The sequence below is a fragment of the Pseudomonas sp. NPDC090752 genome, assembly GCF_055584805.1.
The window spans coordinates 55,598-70,340 of sequence record NZ_JBVJLI010000007.1; the positions used below are offsets into that span (position 1 = coordinate 55,598).

Annotated in this window: 12 protein-coding genes; 8 read left to right on the forward strand and 4 right to left on the reverse strand. The window is 62.5% G+C overall.

Annotated elements, in window-relative coordinates; all coding sequences use genetic code 11:
- The first annotated feature begins 94 nt into the window (after nt 1–94).
- A complete protein-coding gene (locus tag ACZ6YA_RS11625; protein WP_465897260.1) occupies nt 95–1,003 on the forward strand; it encodes a LysR family transcriptional regulator in 909 nt (302 codons plus the stop codon).
- Nucleotides 1,004–1,018: 15 nt separating this feature from the next.
- Here ACZ6YA_RS11625 and ACZ6YA_RS11630 read toward each other — a convergent pair whose 3' ends face one another.
- Nucleotides 1,019–1,888, reverse strand: coding sequence for an isocitrate lyase/PEP mutase family protein (locus ACZ6YA_RS11630; protein WP_465897261.1), 870 nt, complete (start codon nt 1,886–1,888; stop codon nt 1,019–1,021).
- A 357-nt stretch (nt 1,889–2,245) separates the two neighbouring features.
- Between ACZ6YA_RS11630 and ACZ6YA_RS11635 the strand changes: the two genes are divergently transcribed.
- Nucleotides 2,246–3,697, forward strand: coding sequence for an MDR family MFS transporter (locus ACZ6YA_RS11635; RefSeq protein ID WP_465897262.1), 1,452 nt, complete (start codon nt 2,246–2,248; stop codon nt 3,695–3,697).
- 72 nt (nt 3,698–3,769) lie between these two features.
- Here the strand turns inward: ACZ6YA_RS11635 and ttgR are convergent, their stop codons facing one another.
- Nucleotides 3,770–4,402, reverse strand: a complete 633-nt coding sequence (ttgR, locus tag ACZ6YA_RS11640) for an efflux transport transcriptional regulator TtgR (protein ID WP_465897263.1) — start codon at nt 4,400–4,402, stop codon at nt 3,770–3,772.
- A 257-nt stretch (nt 4,403–4,659) separates the two neighbouring features.
- On the opposite strand from ttgR, the gene ttgA reads away from it, so the two are divergent.
- The 6 genes from ttgA to ACZ6YA_RS11670 all read left to right on the forward strand — a co-directional run bounded on the left by ttgA (nt 4,660) and on the right by ACZ6YA_RS11670 (nt 13,543).
- Nucleotides 4,660–5,814, forward strand: a complete 1,155-nt coding sequence (gene ttgA / locus ACZ6YA_RS11645; RefSeq protein WP_465897264.1) for a toluene efflux RND transporter periplasmic adaptor subunit TtgA — start codon at nt 4,660–4,662, stop codon at nt 5,812–5,814.
- Nucleotides 5,815–5,817: 3 nt separating this feature from the next.
- Nucleotides 5,818–8,970, forward strand: coding sequence for a multidrug efflux RND transporter permease subunit TtgB (ttgB, locus tag ACZ6YA_RS11650; RefSeq protein ID WP_465897265.1), 3,153 nt, complete (start codon nt 5,818–5,820; stop codon nt 8,968–8,970).
- Nucleotides 8,967–10,421: an AdeC/AdeK/OprM family multidrug efflux complex outer membrane factor gene (locus ACZ6YA_RS11655; RefSeq protein ID WP_465897266.1), complete on the forward strand. Its 1,455-nt coding sequence runs from the start codon at nt 8,967–8,969 to the stop codon at nt 10,419–10,421. The genes ttgB and ACZ6YA_RS11655 overlap by 4 nt, the downstream gene beginning before the upstream one ends.
- A gap of 202 nt (nt 10,422–10,623) precedes the next feature.
- Nucleotides 10,624–11,877, forward strand: a complete 1,254-nt coding sequence (locus ACZ6YA_RS11660) for an OprD family porin (protein ID WP_465897267.1) — start codon at nt 10,624–10,626, stop codon at nt 11,875–11,877.
- A gap of 161 nt (nt 11,878–12,038) precedes the next feature.
- Nucleotides 12,039–12,962, forward strand: a complete 924-nt coding sequence (locus ACZ6YA_RS11665) for a LysR family transcriptional regulator (RefSeq protein WP_465897268.1) — start codon at nt 12,039–12,041, stop codon at nt 12,960–12,962.
- Nucleotides 12,963–13,030: 68 nt separating this feature from the next.
- Nucleotides 13,031–13,543, forward strand: coding sequence for an Mpo1 family 2-hydroxy fatty acid dioxygenase (locus tag ACZ6YA_RS11670; RefSeq protein WP_465897269.1), 513 nt, complete (start codon nt 13,031–13,033; stop codon nt 13,541–13,543).
- Here the strand turns inward: ACZ6YA_RS11670 and pcaC are convergent.
- Both pcaC and pcaD read right to left on the reverse strand, forming a co-directional pair.
- Complete coding sequence (gene pcaC / locus ACZ6YA_RS11675) at nt 13,540–13,932, reverse strand: 4-carboxymuconolactone decarboxylase (protein ID WP_400800189.1); 393 nt, start codon at nt 13,930–13,932, stop codon at nt 13,540–13,542. The genes ACZ6YA_RS11670 and pcaC overlap by 4 nt on opposite strands.
- 10 nt (nt 13,933–13,942) lie before the next feature.
- Nucleotides 13,943–14,734, reverse strand: a complete 792-nt coding sequence (pcaD, locus tag ACZ6YA_RS11680; RefSeq protein WP_465897271.1) for a 3-oxoadipate enol-lactonase — start codon at nt 14,732–14,734, stop codon at nt 13,943–13,945.
- Between the last annotated feature and the right edge of the window lie 9 nt (nt 14,735–14,743).

The window sequence follows — 14,743 nt, forward strand, 5'->3', positions numbered from 1 at the left end:
CGTCCGCTAGAAGAAGGATCAACAGCTTAGTTGCGTAATCCATGACAAAAAATGCGATGCTCGAACATAGTTTGTTTCTAAAAACGAGCAAATCATGGACCGTCTCAACGCCATGCGCGTTTTCATCACCGTCGTCGACCTGGGCAGCCAGTCGGCAGCGGCGGATCATCTGCAGCTATCGCGACCTGTGGTCTCGCGCTACCTGGCAGAACTGGAAGAGTGGGTTGGCGCGCGCCTCATGCAGCGCACCACGCGCAAGCTGAGCCTGACCGCCGCCGGCCTGGAGACCCTGCCCCGTTGCCGCCAGTTGCTGGAACTGGCCGGCGACCTGCAGGCCGCCGTGCGCCAACCGGAAGATGCACCGCGCGGCGCGTTGCGCATCAGCGTCAGCACGTCGTTCGGCCAGGCACAGCTGGTGGATGCGGTGGCCGCGTATGTGCGGCGCTACCCCGGAGTGAAGGTCGAACTGCAGATGCTCGATCGCACGGTGAACCTGGTGGACGAGCGCATCGACCTGGCCATCCGCACCAGCAACGACCTGGACCCCAACCTGATCGCCCGGCGGCTGACCGTGTGCCGCTCAGTCGTATGTGCGGCACCGGCCTATCTGGTTGAGCATGGCACACCGCAGCGGGTGGAAGATCTGAGCATGCACAACTGCCTTACCCATGCCTACTTCGGCCATAGCCTCTGGCAATTCGAAGTGGACGGCCAGCAGATCATCGTACCGGTGGAGGGGAATATCAGCGCCAACGAGGCGATGACGCTGCAAAAGGCCGCACTGGCCGGCGCCGGGATTGCCATGCTGCCGACCTACCAGGCTGCCGCAGCGCTGCGCACGGGCGAACTGATCCGCCTGCTGCCCGATGCGCGACCGCAAGCGCTGAACCTGAACGCGGTGTACACGTCACGCAAGCACATGCCGGCAACGTTGCGCAGCATGTTGGACTTCCTTGCGCAGCGGTTCAGCGATGAGCCTGAGTGGGATGCCGGTTTGTCGTGAAGGGCCTCGTCCTGGTCACTCCTCGACGCTCATGTACTCCTTGGCCCAGCGGATGTAATCCTCGGGCTGGGTGTAGGTGTGCGAAAGCTCGGTGGCACTGAGGTTCTCAGATTTGTTCTGCTGACCACGCTGCAGGCGCAGGCAGTCGTAGGTGGCTTTGATAGCGGCAAAATACGCGGCATGGCCATCGACCACGATGCGCACGCCCAAACGCGCCAGGCGCTCGTCATCACGCAGGTTGGGGTTGGCGTAGGTCACCAGCATCAAGGGCACGGTCAGGTGTTCGGCAATCTGCTCCAACTGCTCGAAGTCTTTCACGCCCACCATGCAGATGCCGTCGGCACCGGCCTTCTGGTAGCTCTGGGTGCGCACGATGATTTCTTCGGTGCTGAGCACCCCGGCGTTGGTGCGGGCGATGATCGCCAGCGATGAGTCGACCCGCGCCTCCAGCGCCGCGCGGATTTTGCCGACGCCCTCTTCGACGGGGATCAGGTCGGTGGACTTGCGCCCGAACTGGGCCGGTAGCAGGGTGTCTTCGAGGGTCAGCGCAGCGACGCCGGCACGCTCCAGCTCAATCACCGTGCGCATCACATTGAGCGCGTTGCCGTAACCATGGTCGGCATCGGCGAGCACCGGCAGCTGGGCCACGCGGCCGATGCGGGTGGCTTGCTCGACGAATTCGCTCAAGGTGATCAGGGCGAAGTCTGGCGCCGCCAGCACCTGCAACGACGCGACCGAGCCACCGAGAATACCGACTTCGAAGCCCAGGTCGGCGGCGATGCGCGCCGACATCGGGTCGAACACGGAGGCCGTGTGATAGCAGGAACCTGAAGCGAGCAGCTCGCGGAAGGCAAAACGCAAATCTTGGTGGGAAGCCCTGGGCATGATCACTCCGCTTATAGGTGAAATTGAACGGTTGCTACCGACCCCTGAATCGGGTCTACCTGACCTGTTCCAACCGTCGCCATCTGGGCGGTCATGCTCGACATGCAGGCAGAGGAATAAAAGGTGTGGGATACAGCGGCACTGAAATCCTGCGACAACATGCTGCACCAAGCTGGTGCAAGCCCCGAATTTCAGCCCCTGCGGTCCATGCACGATATCACGCGGCCATGCAGCACTGGATGAATGCGCCAATGCCGATCTTGCATAGGGGATGCAGATAGTACATAGGAAGCTACCTAAGTCGGGTTACAATTCGACACTATTACCGGCGTTCGACAGCCGATGGAAGGTACTCCCGTGACAGCCGCCCTGCCCCCTACCGTTCTGCGCAACGTCCTCACCGCGCTGATGCTGGCGATCTTCCTCGGTGCCCTGGACCAGACCATCGTCGCCGTGTCGCTGCCAGCCATTTCCGCGCAATTCAACGATGTCGGCCTGCTGGCCTGGGTGATCTCCGGCTACATGGTGGCGATGACCGTGGCGGTGCCGATCTATGGCAAACTCGGTGACCTGTACGGGCGTCGGCGCATGATCCTCACCGGCATCAGCCTGTTCACCCTGGCCTCGATCGCCTGCGCCCTCGCTCAGGACATGCAGCAGCTGGTGCTGGCGCGAGTGCTGCAGGGCATCGGCGCTGGCGGCATGGTGTCGGTGAGCCAGGCGATCATCGGCGATTTCGTGCCACCCCGGGAACGTGGGCGCTATCAGGGCTATTTCAGTAGCATGTATGCCGTGGCGAGCATTGCTGGCCCGGTGCTGGGCGGCTGGCTGACCGAGTATATGTCATGGCGTTGGGTGTTCTGGATCAACCTGCCGCTTGGCCTGGTCGCTGTTTGGGCGATCCGACGCGCTTTGGGCGGCATGCCGGTACAGCGACGACAAGCGCGAGTAGACTACCTCGGGGCCGTGTTGTTGATTCTCGGCCTGGGCAGCCTGCTGCTAGGTATTACATTGGTCGGACAAGGCCAGGCCTGGTCCGCACCAGCCGTATTGGTCCTGTTTGCCAGCGCAGGGCTCGGCACGGCCTTGTTCATCGGCCATGAACGCCGCTGCCAGGAACCGTTGCTGCCGCTCGGCCTGTTTGCCAATCGAGTTGCCGTGCTCTGTTGGGGAGTGATTTTTTTCGCCAGCTTCCAGTCCATCTCGCTAACCATGCTGATGCCCCTGCGTTACCAGGGCATCACCGGTGCGGGTGCCGACAGTGCTGCGCTGCACCTGTTGCCCTTGGCGATTGGCCTACCCATCGGGGCGTTTACCGGCGGACGCATGACCAGCTTCACGGGCCGCTACAAACCGCAGATTCTTGCCGGCGCGCTGTTGATGCCGGTGGCGATCTTCGCCATGGCTATCACCCCGCCGCAATCCGCGCTGCTCAGCGCCGTGTTCATGCTGTTGGCCGGTATTGCCTGCGGCCTGCAGTTCCCGACCTCGCTGGTCGGCACCCAGAGTGCGGTCGATAGCAAGGAAATCGGCGTGGCCACCAGCACCACCAACTTGTTCCGCTCGCTTGGCGGGGCCATGGGTGTGGCGTGCATGTCCAGCCTGCTGCTGGCGCTGCTGCACCAGGGTGGCTTCGAGTTGATGGGTAATCCACTGCTGGGGAGCTTGCAGGCAGGCGAGCCGGATCCGACGACTCAGGCACGCTTGCTGGAAACTTTCCGCCACCTCTTACTGGGCAGCGCAGGGGTGGCATTGCTGGGCCTGATGGCCGCGCTGGCTTTGCCGGACCGGCAACTGCGCGGGCATTAAGGCATTAGGCGAAGGTATTAATCCCCCCTTAATATCGAAGGGAAACACTGCCTCACAATCCTTAACAAAGTGTCATTTGCGCAATGCAGGGCTCAAGCGCAGCATATCCAGCCCGGTGTCGACCCATTTTTCAACATTGCGCAGCAGATCGAAGCTTTCCGGCAACAGCAGCCAGCGCCCGATCAGGCCATCGACATAGGCAAACAACGCCACGGCCGCGTGCTCCACATCCAGCTCGGCCGGCAACTGCTCACGGCGTACGGCATTGGCCAGCGCCAGGGTAATGCCCTCGTGGCAATCCAGTACTGCGCTCTGGCGCTGCTGGCGAATTTCACACATGTCATCGGTGAACTCGCACTTGTGATGCAGGATTTCATTAATACGCCGGGTACGGGCGTCGAGCACAAGCTCGTTGAACACTTGCAGCAACAGCTTGCGCATGCAGCCAAGCGGGTCGACCTCGTCCTCGCTTTCACTTGCGCGCGCCAGGTGGTCATGGGTTTCGTGCAGGCTGTCGAGCAGCGCCTGCACCAGCTCCGCCTTGTTATTGAAGTGCCAGTAGATCGCACCCCGGGTCACGCCCGCCAGCTCGGCGATGTCAGCCAGCGTGGTTCGCGCAACCCCGCGCTTGTAGAAGGCCTTTTCCGCAGCCTCAATGATTTGCGCGCGGGTTTCCTGGGCTTCTTCTTTGGTTCGACGGACCATGGCAGTACAACCTCATCTGGGCCCGCAAGCGCGTCGCGTGCGGGACGTCCGCCGGGAGCACCTCTGCAGGGTGCCGCCCGGATAGGCTAATCAAGGGGCTGGGAGAGTAGACAGGTACAACCCAACGCTATTTACAAACAAGCATGAATGTAAGTATATTCGTTAGTAAGCTATTTATCCACCTGATAGCATTTTTTCTGACAAGACTCTTCCATTACTCTTGAGCGTCTCCCCGCTCCAGCGACCCGAGGATCCTCATGCAATTCAAGCCAGCCGTTACCGCTCTGGTTTCCGCCGTCGCCCTGGCAACTCTGCTAAGTGGCTGCAAGAAAGAAGAAGCCGCGCCCGCAGCACAGGCTCCTCAGGTCGGCGTCGTGACCATTCAGCCCCAAGCCTTCACTTTGACCTCGGAACTGCCGGGGCGCACCAGCGCCTACCGCGTCGCCGAAGTCCGCCCCCAGGTCAATGGCATCATTCTCAAGCGCCTGTTCAAGGAAGGCAGTGACGTCAAGGAAGGCCAGCAGCTGTACCAGATCGACCCAGCCGTGTACGAAGCCAACCTGGCCAACGCCCAGGCCAACCTTCAAGCTACGCGCTCGCTGGCCGAACGCTACAAGCAGCTGATCGACGAACAGGCAGTGTCCAAACAGGAATACGACGACGCCAATGCCAAACGATTGCAAGCCGATGCCTCGCTGAAAAGCGCCCAGATCGACCTGCGTTACACCAAGGTCCTCGCACCGATCAGTGGTCGCATCGGACGTTCGTCGTTCACTGAAGGGGCCCTGGTCAGCAATGGCCAGACCAACGCCATGGCCACCATCCAGCAGCTCGACCCGATCTACGTCGACGTCACCCAGTCCACCGCCGAGTTGCTCAAGCTGCGCCGTGACCTGGAAAGCGGCCAACTGCAGAAGGCCGGCGACAACTCGGCTTCGGTGCAGTTGGTGCTGGAAGACGGCAGCCTGTTCAAGCGTGACGGCCGTCTGGAGTTCTCCGAAGTCGCGGTCGACGAGACCACCGGCTCCGTGACCCTGCGCGCGATCTTCCCCAACCCGGATCACACCCTGCTGCCCGGTATGTTCGTCCATGCGCGGCTCAAGGCCGGGGTCAACAGCAACGCCATCCTGGCCCCGCAGCAAGGTGTCACCCGTGACCTCAAGGGTGCACCGACCGCGCTGGTGGTCAACCAGGAGAACAAGGTCGAACTGCGCCAGCTCAAGGCCAGCCGGACCCTGGGCAGCGATTGGCTGATCGAAGAAGGCCTGAACCCGGGCGACCGTCTGATCACCGAAGGCCTGCAGTACGTACGCCCTGGCGTCGAGGTCAAGGTCAGCGATGCCACCAACGTCAAGAAGCCAGGTAGCCCTGATCAGGCCAACGCGGCCAAAGCAGACGCCAAAGCGGAGTAAACCATGTCGAAGTTCTTTATCGATCGCCCGATCTTCGCCTGGGTGATCGCCTTGGTGATCATGCTGGTCGGCGCCTTGTCGATCCTGAAGCTGCCGATCAACCAGTACCCAAGCATCGCGCCGCCGGCCATCGCCATCGCCGTGACCTACCCGGGCGCCTCGGCGCAGACGGTGCAGGACACCGTGGTGCAGGTCATCGAGCAGCAGCTCAACGGTATCGACAACCTGCGTTATGTGTCTTCGGAGAGTAACTCCGACGGCAGCATGACCATTACGGCCACCTTCGAGCAAGGCACCAACGCCGACACCGCGCAGGTTCAGGTGCAGAACAAGCTGAACCTGGCTACCCCACTGCTGCCGCAAGAAGTGCAGCAGCAAGGTATCCGCGTGACCAAGGCAGTGAAAAACTTCCTGCTGGTGATCGGCCTGGTGTCCGAAGACGGCAGCATGACCAAGGATGACTTGGCCAACTACATCGTCTCCAACATGCAGGACCCGATCTCGCGTACTGCCGGTGTAGGTGACTTCCAGGTGTTCGGTGCGCAGTACGCCATGCGCATCTGGCTGGATCCGGCCAAGCTGAACAAGTTCCAGTTGACCCCGGTCGACGTCAAGACCGCAGTCGCCGCGCAGAACGTGCAGGTGTCGTCCGGCCAGCTCGGCGGCCTGCCTGCCCTGCCGGGTACCCAGCTCAACGCCACCATCATCGGCAAGACCCGCCTGCAGACCGCCGAGCAGTTCGAGAAGATCCTGCTCAAGGTCAACAAGGATGGTTCGCAAGTACGCCTGGGTGATGTCGCCCAGGTCGGCCTGGGTGGCGAAAACTACGCCGTCAGCGCCCAGTTCAACGGCAAGCCGGCCTCCGGCCTTGCGGTCAAGCTGGCGACTGGTGCCAACGCCCTGGATACCGCCAAGGCCCTGCGCCAGACCATCACCGACCTGGAACCGTTCTTCCCGCCTGGGGTAAAAGCGGTATTCCCGTATGACACCACGCCAGTGGTCACCGAATCGATCAGCGGGGTAATCCACACCCTGATCGAAGCCGTGGTCCTGGTATTCCTGGTGATGTACCTGTTCCTGCAGAACTTCCGCGCCACCATCATCACCACCATGACCGTACCGGTGGTATTGCTGGGTACCTTCGGTATCCTTGCCGCAGCGGGCTTCAGCATCAACACCCTGACCATGTTCGCCATGGTTTTGGCCATCGGCTTGCTGGTGGACGATGCCATCGTCGTGGTGGAGAACGTCGAACGGGTCATGTCCGAAGAAGGCTTGCCGCCCAAGGAGGCGACCAAGCGTTCGATGGAGCAGATTCAGGGCGCCCTGGTGGGTATCGCCCTGGTGCTGTCGGCGGTACTGCTGCCAATGGCCTTCTTCGGCGGCTCCACGGGGGTGATCTACCGGCAGTTCTCCATCACCATCGTCTCGGCCATGGGCCTGTCGGTCCTGGTCGCGCTGATCTTCACCCCGGCGCTGTGCGCCACCATGCTCAAGCCGCTGAAGAAGGGCGAGCACCATGTGGCCAAGGGCGGTTTCTTTGGCTGGTTCAACCGCAACTTCGACCGCAGCGTCAATGGCTACGAGCGCAGCGTCGGCACCATCTTGCGCAACAAGGTCCCGTTCCTGCTCGCCTATGCGCTGATCGTGGTCGGCATGATCTGGCTGTTCGCCCGTATTCCAACGGCGTTCCTGCCTGAGGAAGACCAAGGCGTACTGTTCGCCCAGGTGCAGACGCCGGCCGGTTCCAGTGCCGAGCGCACCCAAGTGGTGGTCGACCAGATGCGTGAGTACCTGCTGAAGGAAGAGTCCGACACGGTGGCTTCGGTGTTCACCGTCAACGGCTTCAACTTCGCCGGTCGCGGCCAGAGCTCCGGCATGGCGTTCATCATGCTCAAACCCTGGGGCGAACGCTCTGCGGAAAACAGCGTGTTCGCCCTGGCACAGCGCGCCCAGCAGCACTTCTTCACCTTCCGCGATGCGATGGTGTTCGCCTTCGCTCCGCCTGCGGTGCTGGAGCTGGGTAACGCCACCGGCTTCGACGTGTTCCTGCAGGACCGCGGTGGTGTCGGCCATGCCAAACTCATGGAAGCGCGCAACCAGTTCCTGGCCAAGGCTGCCCAGAGCAAGGTGCTCAGCGCCGTGCGCCCGAACGGCCTGAACGATGAACCGCAGTACCAGCTGACCATTGATGACGAACGTGCCAGCGCCCTGGGCGTGACCATCGCCGACATCAACAACACCCTGTCGATTGCCCTGGGTGCCAGCTACGTCAACGACTTCATCGACCGTGGCCGGGTCAAGAAGGTGTACATCCAGGGTGAGCCGAACGCCCGGATGAGTCCGGAAGACCTGCAGAAGTGGTACGTGCGCAACGGTGCAGGCGAAATGGTGCCGTTCTCCTCCTTCGCCAAGGGTGAGTGGACCTACGGTTCGCCCAAACTGTCCCGTTACAACGGTGTCGAGGCCATGGAAATTCTCGGTGCGCCAGCCCCTGGCTACAGTACCGGTGAGGCCATGGCCGAGGTGGAACGCATCGCAGGCGAATTGCCGGACGGCATCGGCTTCTCCTGGACCGGCATGTCCTACGAGGAAAAACTCTCCGGCTCGCAGATGCCGGCACTGTTCGCCCTCTCGGTACTGTTCGTGTTCCTCTGTCTGGCAGCCTTGTATGAAAGCTGGTCGATCCCGATCGCCGTCGTGCTCGTGGTACCGCTGGGTATCATCGGTGCGCTGATCGCCACCAGCATGCGCGGCTTGTCCAACGACGTGTACTTCCTGGTCGGCCTGTTGACTACCATCGGCCTGGCGGCGAAGAACGCGATTTTGATCGTCGAATTCGCCAAAGAATTGCACGAGCAGGGCAAGAGCCTGTACGACGCCGCAATCGAGGCGTGCCGCATGCGTCTGCGCCCAATCATCATGACCTCGCTGGCGTTCATCCTCGGCGTGGTACCGTTGACCATCGCCAGCGGTGCCGGCGCGGGCAGCCAGCATGCTATCGGTACTGGCGTGATCGGCGGCATGATCAGTGCGACCATTCTGGCAATCTTCTGGGTACCGCTATTCTTCGTCGCAGTGTCGTCGCTGTTCGGCAGCAAAGAGCCGGAAAAAGACGTCACCCCTGAAACTCCACGTTATGAGGCTGGGCAATGACCAAGTCTTTGTTGTCCCTGGCGGTAACCGCTTTCATTCTTGGCGGCTGCTCGCTGATTCCTGACTACCAGACCCCGGAAGCGCCGGTGGCTCAGCAGTGGCCGCAAGGCCCTGCGTACTCGCCGACCCAGTCGGCTGACGTCGCCGCCGCCGAACAGGGCTGGCGCCAGTTCTTCCATGACCCGGCGCTGCAACAGCTGATCCAGACTTCGCTGGTGAACAACCGCGACCTGCGCGTCGCGGCGTTGAACCTGGACGCCTACCGCGCCCAGTACCGCATCCAGCGTGCCGACCTGTTCCCGGCGGTTTCGGCCACCGGCAGCGGCAGCCGCCAGCGGCTCCCGGCGAACCTGTCGACTACCGGCGAATCCAGCATCACCAGCCAGTACTCGGCCACTCTTGGCGTCAGCGCCTATGAGCTGGATCTGTTCGGCCGCGTGCGCAGCCTGACCGACCAGGCCCTGGAAACCTACCTGTCCAGCGAACAGGCGCGCCGCTCCACGCAGATCGCCCTGGTGGCCAGCGTGGCCAACGCCTACTACACCTGGCAGGCCGATCAGGCGCTGTTCAAGCTGACCGAAGACACCCTCAAGACGTACGAGGAAAGCTACAACCTTACCCGTCGTAGCAACGAAGTCGGTGTGGCCTCGGCGCTCGACCTGAGCCAGGCGCGCACCGCCGTGGAAGGTGCCCGGGTCAAGTACTCGCAGTATCAGCGCCTGGTCGCCCAGGACGTCAACAGCCTGGCCGTGCTGCTCGGCACCGGCGTACCGGCCAACCTGCCGGCAGCGCTGAAGCTCGATGCCGACCAGCTGGCCGAGGTGCCTGCTGGCCTGCCTTCCGACCTGCTGACCCGCCGCCCGGACATCCAGGAGGCCGAGCACCTGCTCAAGGCCGCCAATGCCAACATCGGTGCAGCGCGCGCAGCGTTCTTCCCGAGCATCAGCCTGACCGCCAACGCCGGGACCTTGAGCCCGGACATGGACGGGCTGTTCAAGGGCGGCTCGGGCACCTGGCTGTTCCAGCCGCAGATCAACCTGCCGATCTTCAACGCCGGCAGCTTGAAGGCCAGCCTGGACTATTCGAAGATCCAGAAGGACATCAACGTCGCCAAGTACGAAAAAACCATCCAGACCGCCTTCCAGGAAGTCTCCGATGGCCTGGCGGCGCGCAAGACCTTCGAAGAGCAGCTGCAGGCGCAACGCGACCTGGTGCAGGCGAACCAGGACTACTACCGCCTGGCCGAACGCCGTTACCGGATTGGTATCGACAGCAACCTGACCTTCCTCGACGCCCAGCGCAACCTGTTCAGTGCGCAACAGTCGCTGATCACCGATCGCCTGTCGCAGCTGACCAGCGAGGTCAACCTGTACAAGGCGCTGGGTGGCGGCTGGTACGAGCAGACCGGGCAGGCCAATCAGCAGGCTTCGGTGGAAACCCCGAAGAGCTGAATGCTTCTGTAGTTTGATCAAGCCCACCCTCGCGGTGGGCTTTTTGTTGGCCCGTGGGCCACAACTAACCAGCTGGAACATTCCGTTCGATTATCGCCCGCTTCCGCCTGCGGCGAATTGCCTCGCCCCTTCCCTTCCCCGCACCATCGCCTCCAGCAACGCCCCATCGGCTCGCCCAATAAAAACAAGAGATCCACGACAGATGAGCACTTCGCACCCCGCACGCCAGCTGCTGCCCGGCCTGTTGGCCATGTCCTGCGCGCTCCCCGCGTTCGCCGCCGAAAGCGGGTTCATGGAGGACGCCAAGGCCAGCCTCAACCTGCGCAACTTCTACATCAACCGCAACTTCGTCGACCCCGCCCACTCGCAGGCCAAGGGCGAAGAATGGACACAAAGCTTCATCCTCGATGCCCGCTCCGGCTTCACCCAGGGCACCGTGGGTTTCGGCGTGGACGTACTTGGCCTGTACTCGGTCAAGCTCGATGGCGGCAAAGGGACTACCAATACCCACCTACTGCCCGTGCACGACGATGGCCGGCCCGCCGACGACTTCGGCCGCCTGGGCGTAGCGCTGAAAGCCAAGCTGTCGCAAACCGAACTGAAAGTCGGCGAGTGGATGCCGGTGCTGCCAATCCTGCGCTCGGACGATGGTCGCTCGCTGCCGCAAACCTTCCGCGGTGGCCAGCTGACCTCGAAGGAAATCGACGGCTTGACCCTGTACGCCGGTCAGTTCCGTGGCAACAGCCCGCGCAACGACGCCAGCATGGAAGACATGTCGCTGAACGGCCGCGCGGCCTTCACCTCCGACCGCTTCAACTTCGGCGGTGGTGAGTACGCCTTCAACGACAAGCGCACGATGATCGGCCTGTGGAATGCCCAGCTCAAGGACATCTACCGCCAGCAATACCTCAACCTGGTACACAGCCAGCCGCTCGGCGAATGGACCCTGGGCGCCAACCTCGGCTACTTCGTCGGCAAGGAAGACGGCGCCGAACGCGCAGGCGAACTCGACAACCGCACAGCTTCGGCGATGCTCTCGGCGCGCTACAAGGGCAACACCTTCTATGTCGGCCTGCAGAAAGTCAGCGGCGACGATGCCTGGCTGCGGGTCAACGGCACCAGTGGCGGCACCCTGGCCAACGACAGCTACAACTCAAGTTTCGACAATGCCAAGGAGCGCTCCTGGCAGCTGCGTCACGACTTCAATTTTGTCACTGTCGGCATCCCCGGATTGACCCTGATGAACCGCTATATCAAGGGCGACAACGTCACTGCAGGCGGCGTGACCGATGGCAAGGAATGGGCGCGCGAAACGGAGCTGGCTTATGTGGTGCAATCCGGGTCGTTCAAGGATTTGTCGGTGAAGTGGCGCAACTCGACCATGCGCCGGGATTTCAGCACCAATTCGTTCGATGAGAACCGGTTGATTGTGAGCTATCCGTTAAATCTGCTTTGATTTCACCGGCGCTTTCGCGGGACAAGCCCGCTCCCACATGCCCCGCGAAAGGCCATAATCGATGCAAATAACCAAAAGAAATAAACAAATCTATAAACCTTCTTTGACGACATATAAAACAGCCGATTAAATCGAGCCCTGTTTCCGCCGCAGAGCCTGACATGGACCTTCGCCAACTGCGCTACTTCATCGCCCTCACCGAGTACCGCAGCTTCGTCCGCGCCGCCGAGGCCATGGGTATCACTCAACCCGCATTCAGCCGCGCCATCCAGGGCCTGGAGCAGGCCTTTGGTTGTGCCTTGGTCGATCGCGCCAGCAAAGCCCTGCCACCGACCCCCGAAGGCCTGGTGGTACTGCAACACGCCAGGCGCCTGGTCCAAGGCGCCGCGCAGCTGAGCAACGAAGTGCTGCAGATGACCAAGCTCGATGCCGGCGAACTGCACTTCGGCAGTGGCCCCGCCCTGGCCGTGCGCCTGGTCCCGGAAGCCTTGCGGCACTTCATGGGTAGCCACCCCGGGATCCGCACCGCGCTGCTGGTCGATAACGCCGAGCGCCTTGGGCAGGCGCTGCGCCGCGAACAGATCGAGTTCTTCGTCGATGACGTCCGCCCGTTCGAAGCCGATCCGAACTTCCACACCGAACCGCTCAGCCCACGCCCCGGTCTGTTCTTCTGCCGCCCCGGTCACCCGTTGTTGGCCAAGGACAGCCTGTCGACCAACGACCTGTTCGCCTACCCACTCGCCAGCGCCCTGCTCGCCCCGGGGGTGCGCAAGCGCCTGGCCAACCTGAGCGGACGTAGCGACTTCACCCCGCACCTGCAAACCGAGCACCTCACCGTTCTGCGCAGCGTGGTCCAGTCCACGGATGCCATCGGCACCGCCAGCGAGGAGGCGGTGGCCGATGACCTGGCCGCCGGGCGCCTGGTCCGCCTGCACTGGCGCAATCTCCCGCCGGCACTGGAGGTGCTGAGCGTGCGCTGTGGTGTGGTCAGCCGCAGCGGCTATCGCCTGTCACCGGCGGCGCGGGCGATGATCGAGACGCTGGTGGGGCTTGATGCGCCGCTGCGCAGTGCTGCCATTCGCTGAACTGATGATGCTGTGACTTCGGGCTATCCTCAGCATTATTGAGGGAGGTCAGCCAAGGAGGAACAACAATGAAAAACCTCGTCGAACACCTGAGCCAGTACGCCAACTACCACCGCGACCCGCGCAATATCGGCACGCATTTCATTGGCATCCCGCTGATCGTGGCCGCAGTGGCTATCCTGCTGTCGCGCCCGGGCTGGGACCTGGCCGGCATCTGGCTGTCCCCTGCCCTGCTGGCAGCGGCGGCCTCGGTGTGGTTCTACCTGCGCCTGGACCTGCGCTTCGGGCTGGTCATGGGTGTGCTGCTGGGGCTTTGCCTGTGGGTGGGACAGGTATTGGCCGTGCAAAGCACTTCACTGTGGCTAAGCGTCGGGACAGGGGCGTTCGTGGTGGGCTGGATCATTCAATTTGTCGGGCACCACTACGAGGGCCGCAAGCCGGCGTTCGTCGATGATGTCAGCGGGCTGATCATCGGGCCTCTGTTCGTAGTGGCCGAAGCCGCGTTCATGTTGGGCCTGTGCCCGGCATTGAAACAAGCCGTGGAAGCCAATGCCGGGCCGGTGGCTATTCGCGGTAGTTAATCCCGCGATTCCACACCCAGCTCATCCCACACCGACTCCGCCAGGTGGAAGGTGGCATTGGCTGCCGGGATGCCGCAGTAGATCGCGCTCTGCATCAGCACTTCCTTGATCTCGTCACGGGTCACGCCATTGTTGGCCGCCGCGCGCAGGTGCAGCTTGAGCTCGTCGTTGCGGTTCATGCCGATCAGCATGGCGATGGTGATCAGGCTGCGGGTGTGGCGCGGCAGGCCCGGGCGGGTCCAGATATCACCCCAGGCATGGCGGGTGATCATGTTCTGGAACTCGCCGTTGAAATCGTTGAGCTTCTCCAGGCTGCGGTCCACGTGGGCATCGCCGAGCACCGCGCGGCGCACTTGCATGCCGGCGTCGTAACGTTGTTTCTCATCCATGGCGTATTCCTCAGCGAGCCAGCAGGAAGTCGAGCACGCGACGGCTGAACGCCTCGCCGATCTCGACATTGGACAGGTGCGCCGCCGGGAACTCGGCGTAAGTGGCACCGATGATGCTGGCCTGCATGAAGCGGCCATGTTCCGGGGTAGTGACCACGTCTTCGGTACCGGCCACGACCAGCGTAGGCACCTGGATACGGCCCAGTTGCTCACGGAAGTCGGCATCGCGCACGGCCGCGCAGTTGCCGGCGTAGCCTTCGGGGGAGGTCTGCGCGAGCATCTGGCAGATGCGCTGCGCCTGCTCAGGTTGCGCCTCGGCAAATGCCGGGGTGAACCAACGGGCGATGGAGGCATCGCGCAGATCGGCCATGGCTTGCTGACCACCCTTGAGCACGGTGTCAATGCGGGTGTTCCACACCTCGTCATTGGCGATTTTCGCTGCGGTGTTGCACAGGGTCAGGCTGTGCAGACGGTCGCCAGCATGGACACCCAGCCACTGACCGATCAGACCGCCCATGGACAGGCCGACGAAATGCGCGTGCTGGATGTCCAGGCCATCGAGCAGCGCCAATACATCCTGGCCCAGTTGCTCAACGCTGTAGGGGCCTTCGGTGACCAGTGAGGCGCCATGGCCACGGGTGTCATAGCGCAGCACCCGGAAGTGCTCGCTCCACAGCGGAATCTGGCTGTCCCACATGCCCAGGTCGGTACCCAGCGAGTTGGACAGCACCAGCACCGGGGCATCTTCCGGGCCGTCGAGTCGATAGTTCAGTACGCCATCGGCCAGTTGCAAATGCGCCACAGCGGTCTC

Excerpts from the sequence above, each read along its gene's own strand:
- ACZ6YA_RS11625 (WP_465897260.1), top strand. The coding sequence starts at position 95 with ATGGACCGTCTCAACGCCATGCGCGTTTTCATCACCGTCGTCGACCTG.
- ACZ6YA_RS11630 (WP_465897261.1), bottom strand. The coding sequence starts at position 1,888 with ATGCCCAGGGCTTCCCACCAAGATTTGCGTTTTGCCTTCCGCGAGCTG.
- ttgR (WP_465897263.1), bottom strand. The coding sequence starts at position 4,402 with ATGGTCCGTCGAACCAAAGAAGAAGCCCAGGAAACCCGCGCGCAAATC.
- ttgA (WP_465897264.1), top strand. The coding sequence starts at position 4,660 with ATGCAATTCAAGCCAGCCGTTACCGCTCTGGTTTCCGCCGTCGCCCTG.
- ttgB (WP_465897265.1), top strand. The coding sequence starts at position 5,818 with ATGTCGAAGTTCTTTATCGATCGCCCGATCTTCGCCTGGGTGATCGCC.
- ACZ6YA_RS11655 (WP_465897266.1), top strand. The coding sequence starts at position 8,967 with ATGACCAAGTCTTTGTTGTCCCTGGCGGTAACCGCTTTCATTCTTGGC.
- ACZ6YA_RS11660 (WP_465897267.1), top strand. The coding sequence starts at position 10,624 with ATGAGCACTTCGCACCCCGCACGCCAGCTGCTGCCCGGCCTGTTGGCC.
- ACZ6YA_RS11665 (WP_465897268.1), top strand. The coding sequence starts at position 12,039 with ATGGACCTTCGCCAACTGCGCTACTTCATCGCCCTCACCGAGTACCGC.
- ACZ6YA_RS11670 (WP_465897269.1), top strand. The coding sequence starts at position 13,031 with ATGAAAAACCTCGTCGAACACCTGAGCCAGTACGCCAACTACCACCGC.
- pcaC (WP_400800189.1), bottom strand. The coding sequence starts at position 13,932 with ATGGATGAGAAACAACGTTACGACGCCGGCATGCAAGTGCGCCGCGCG.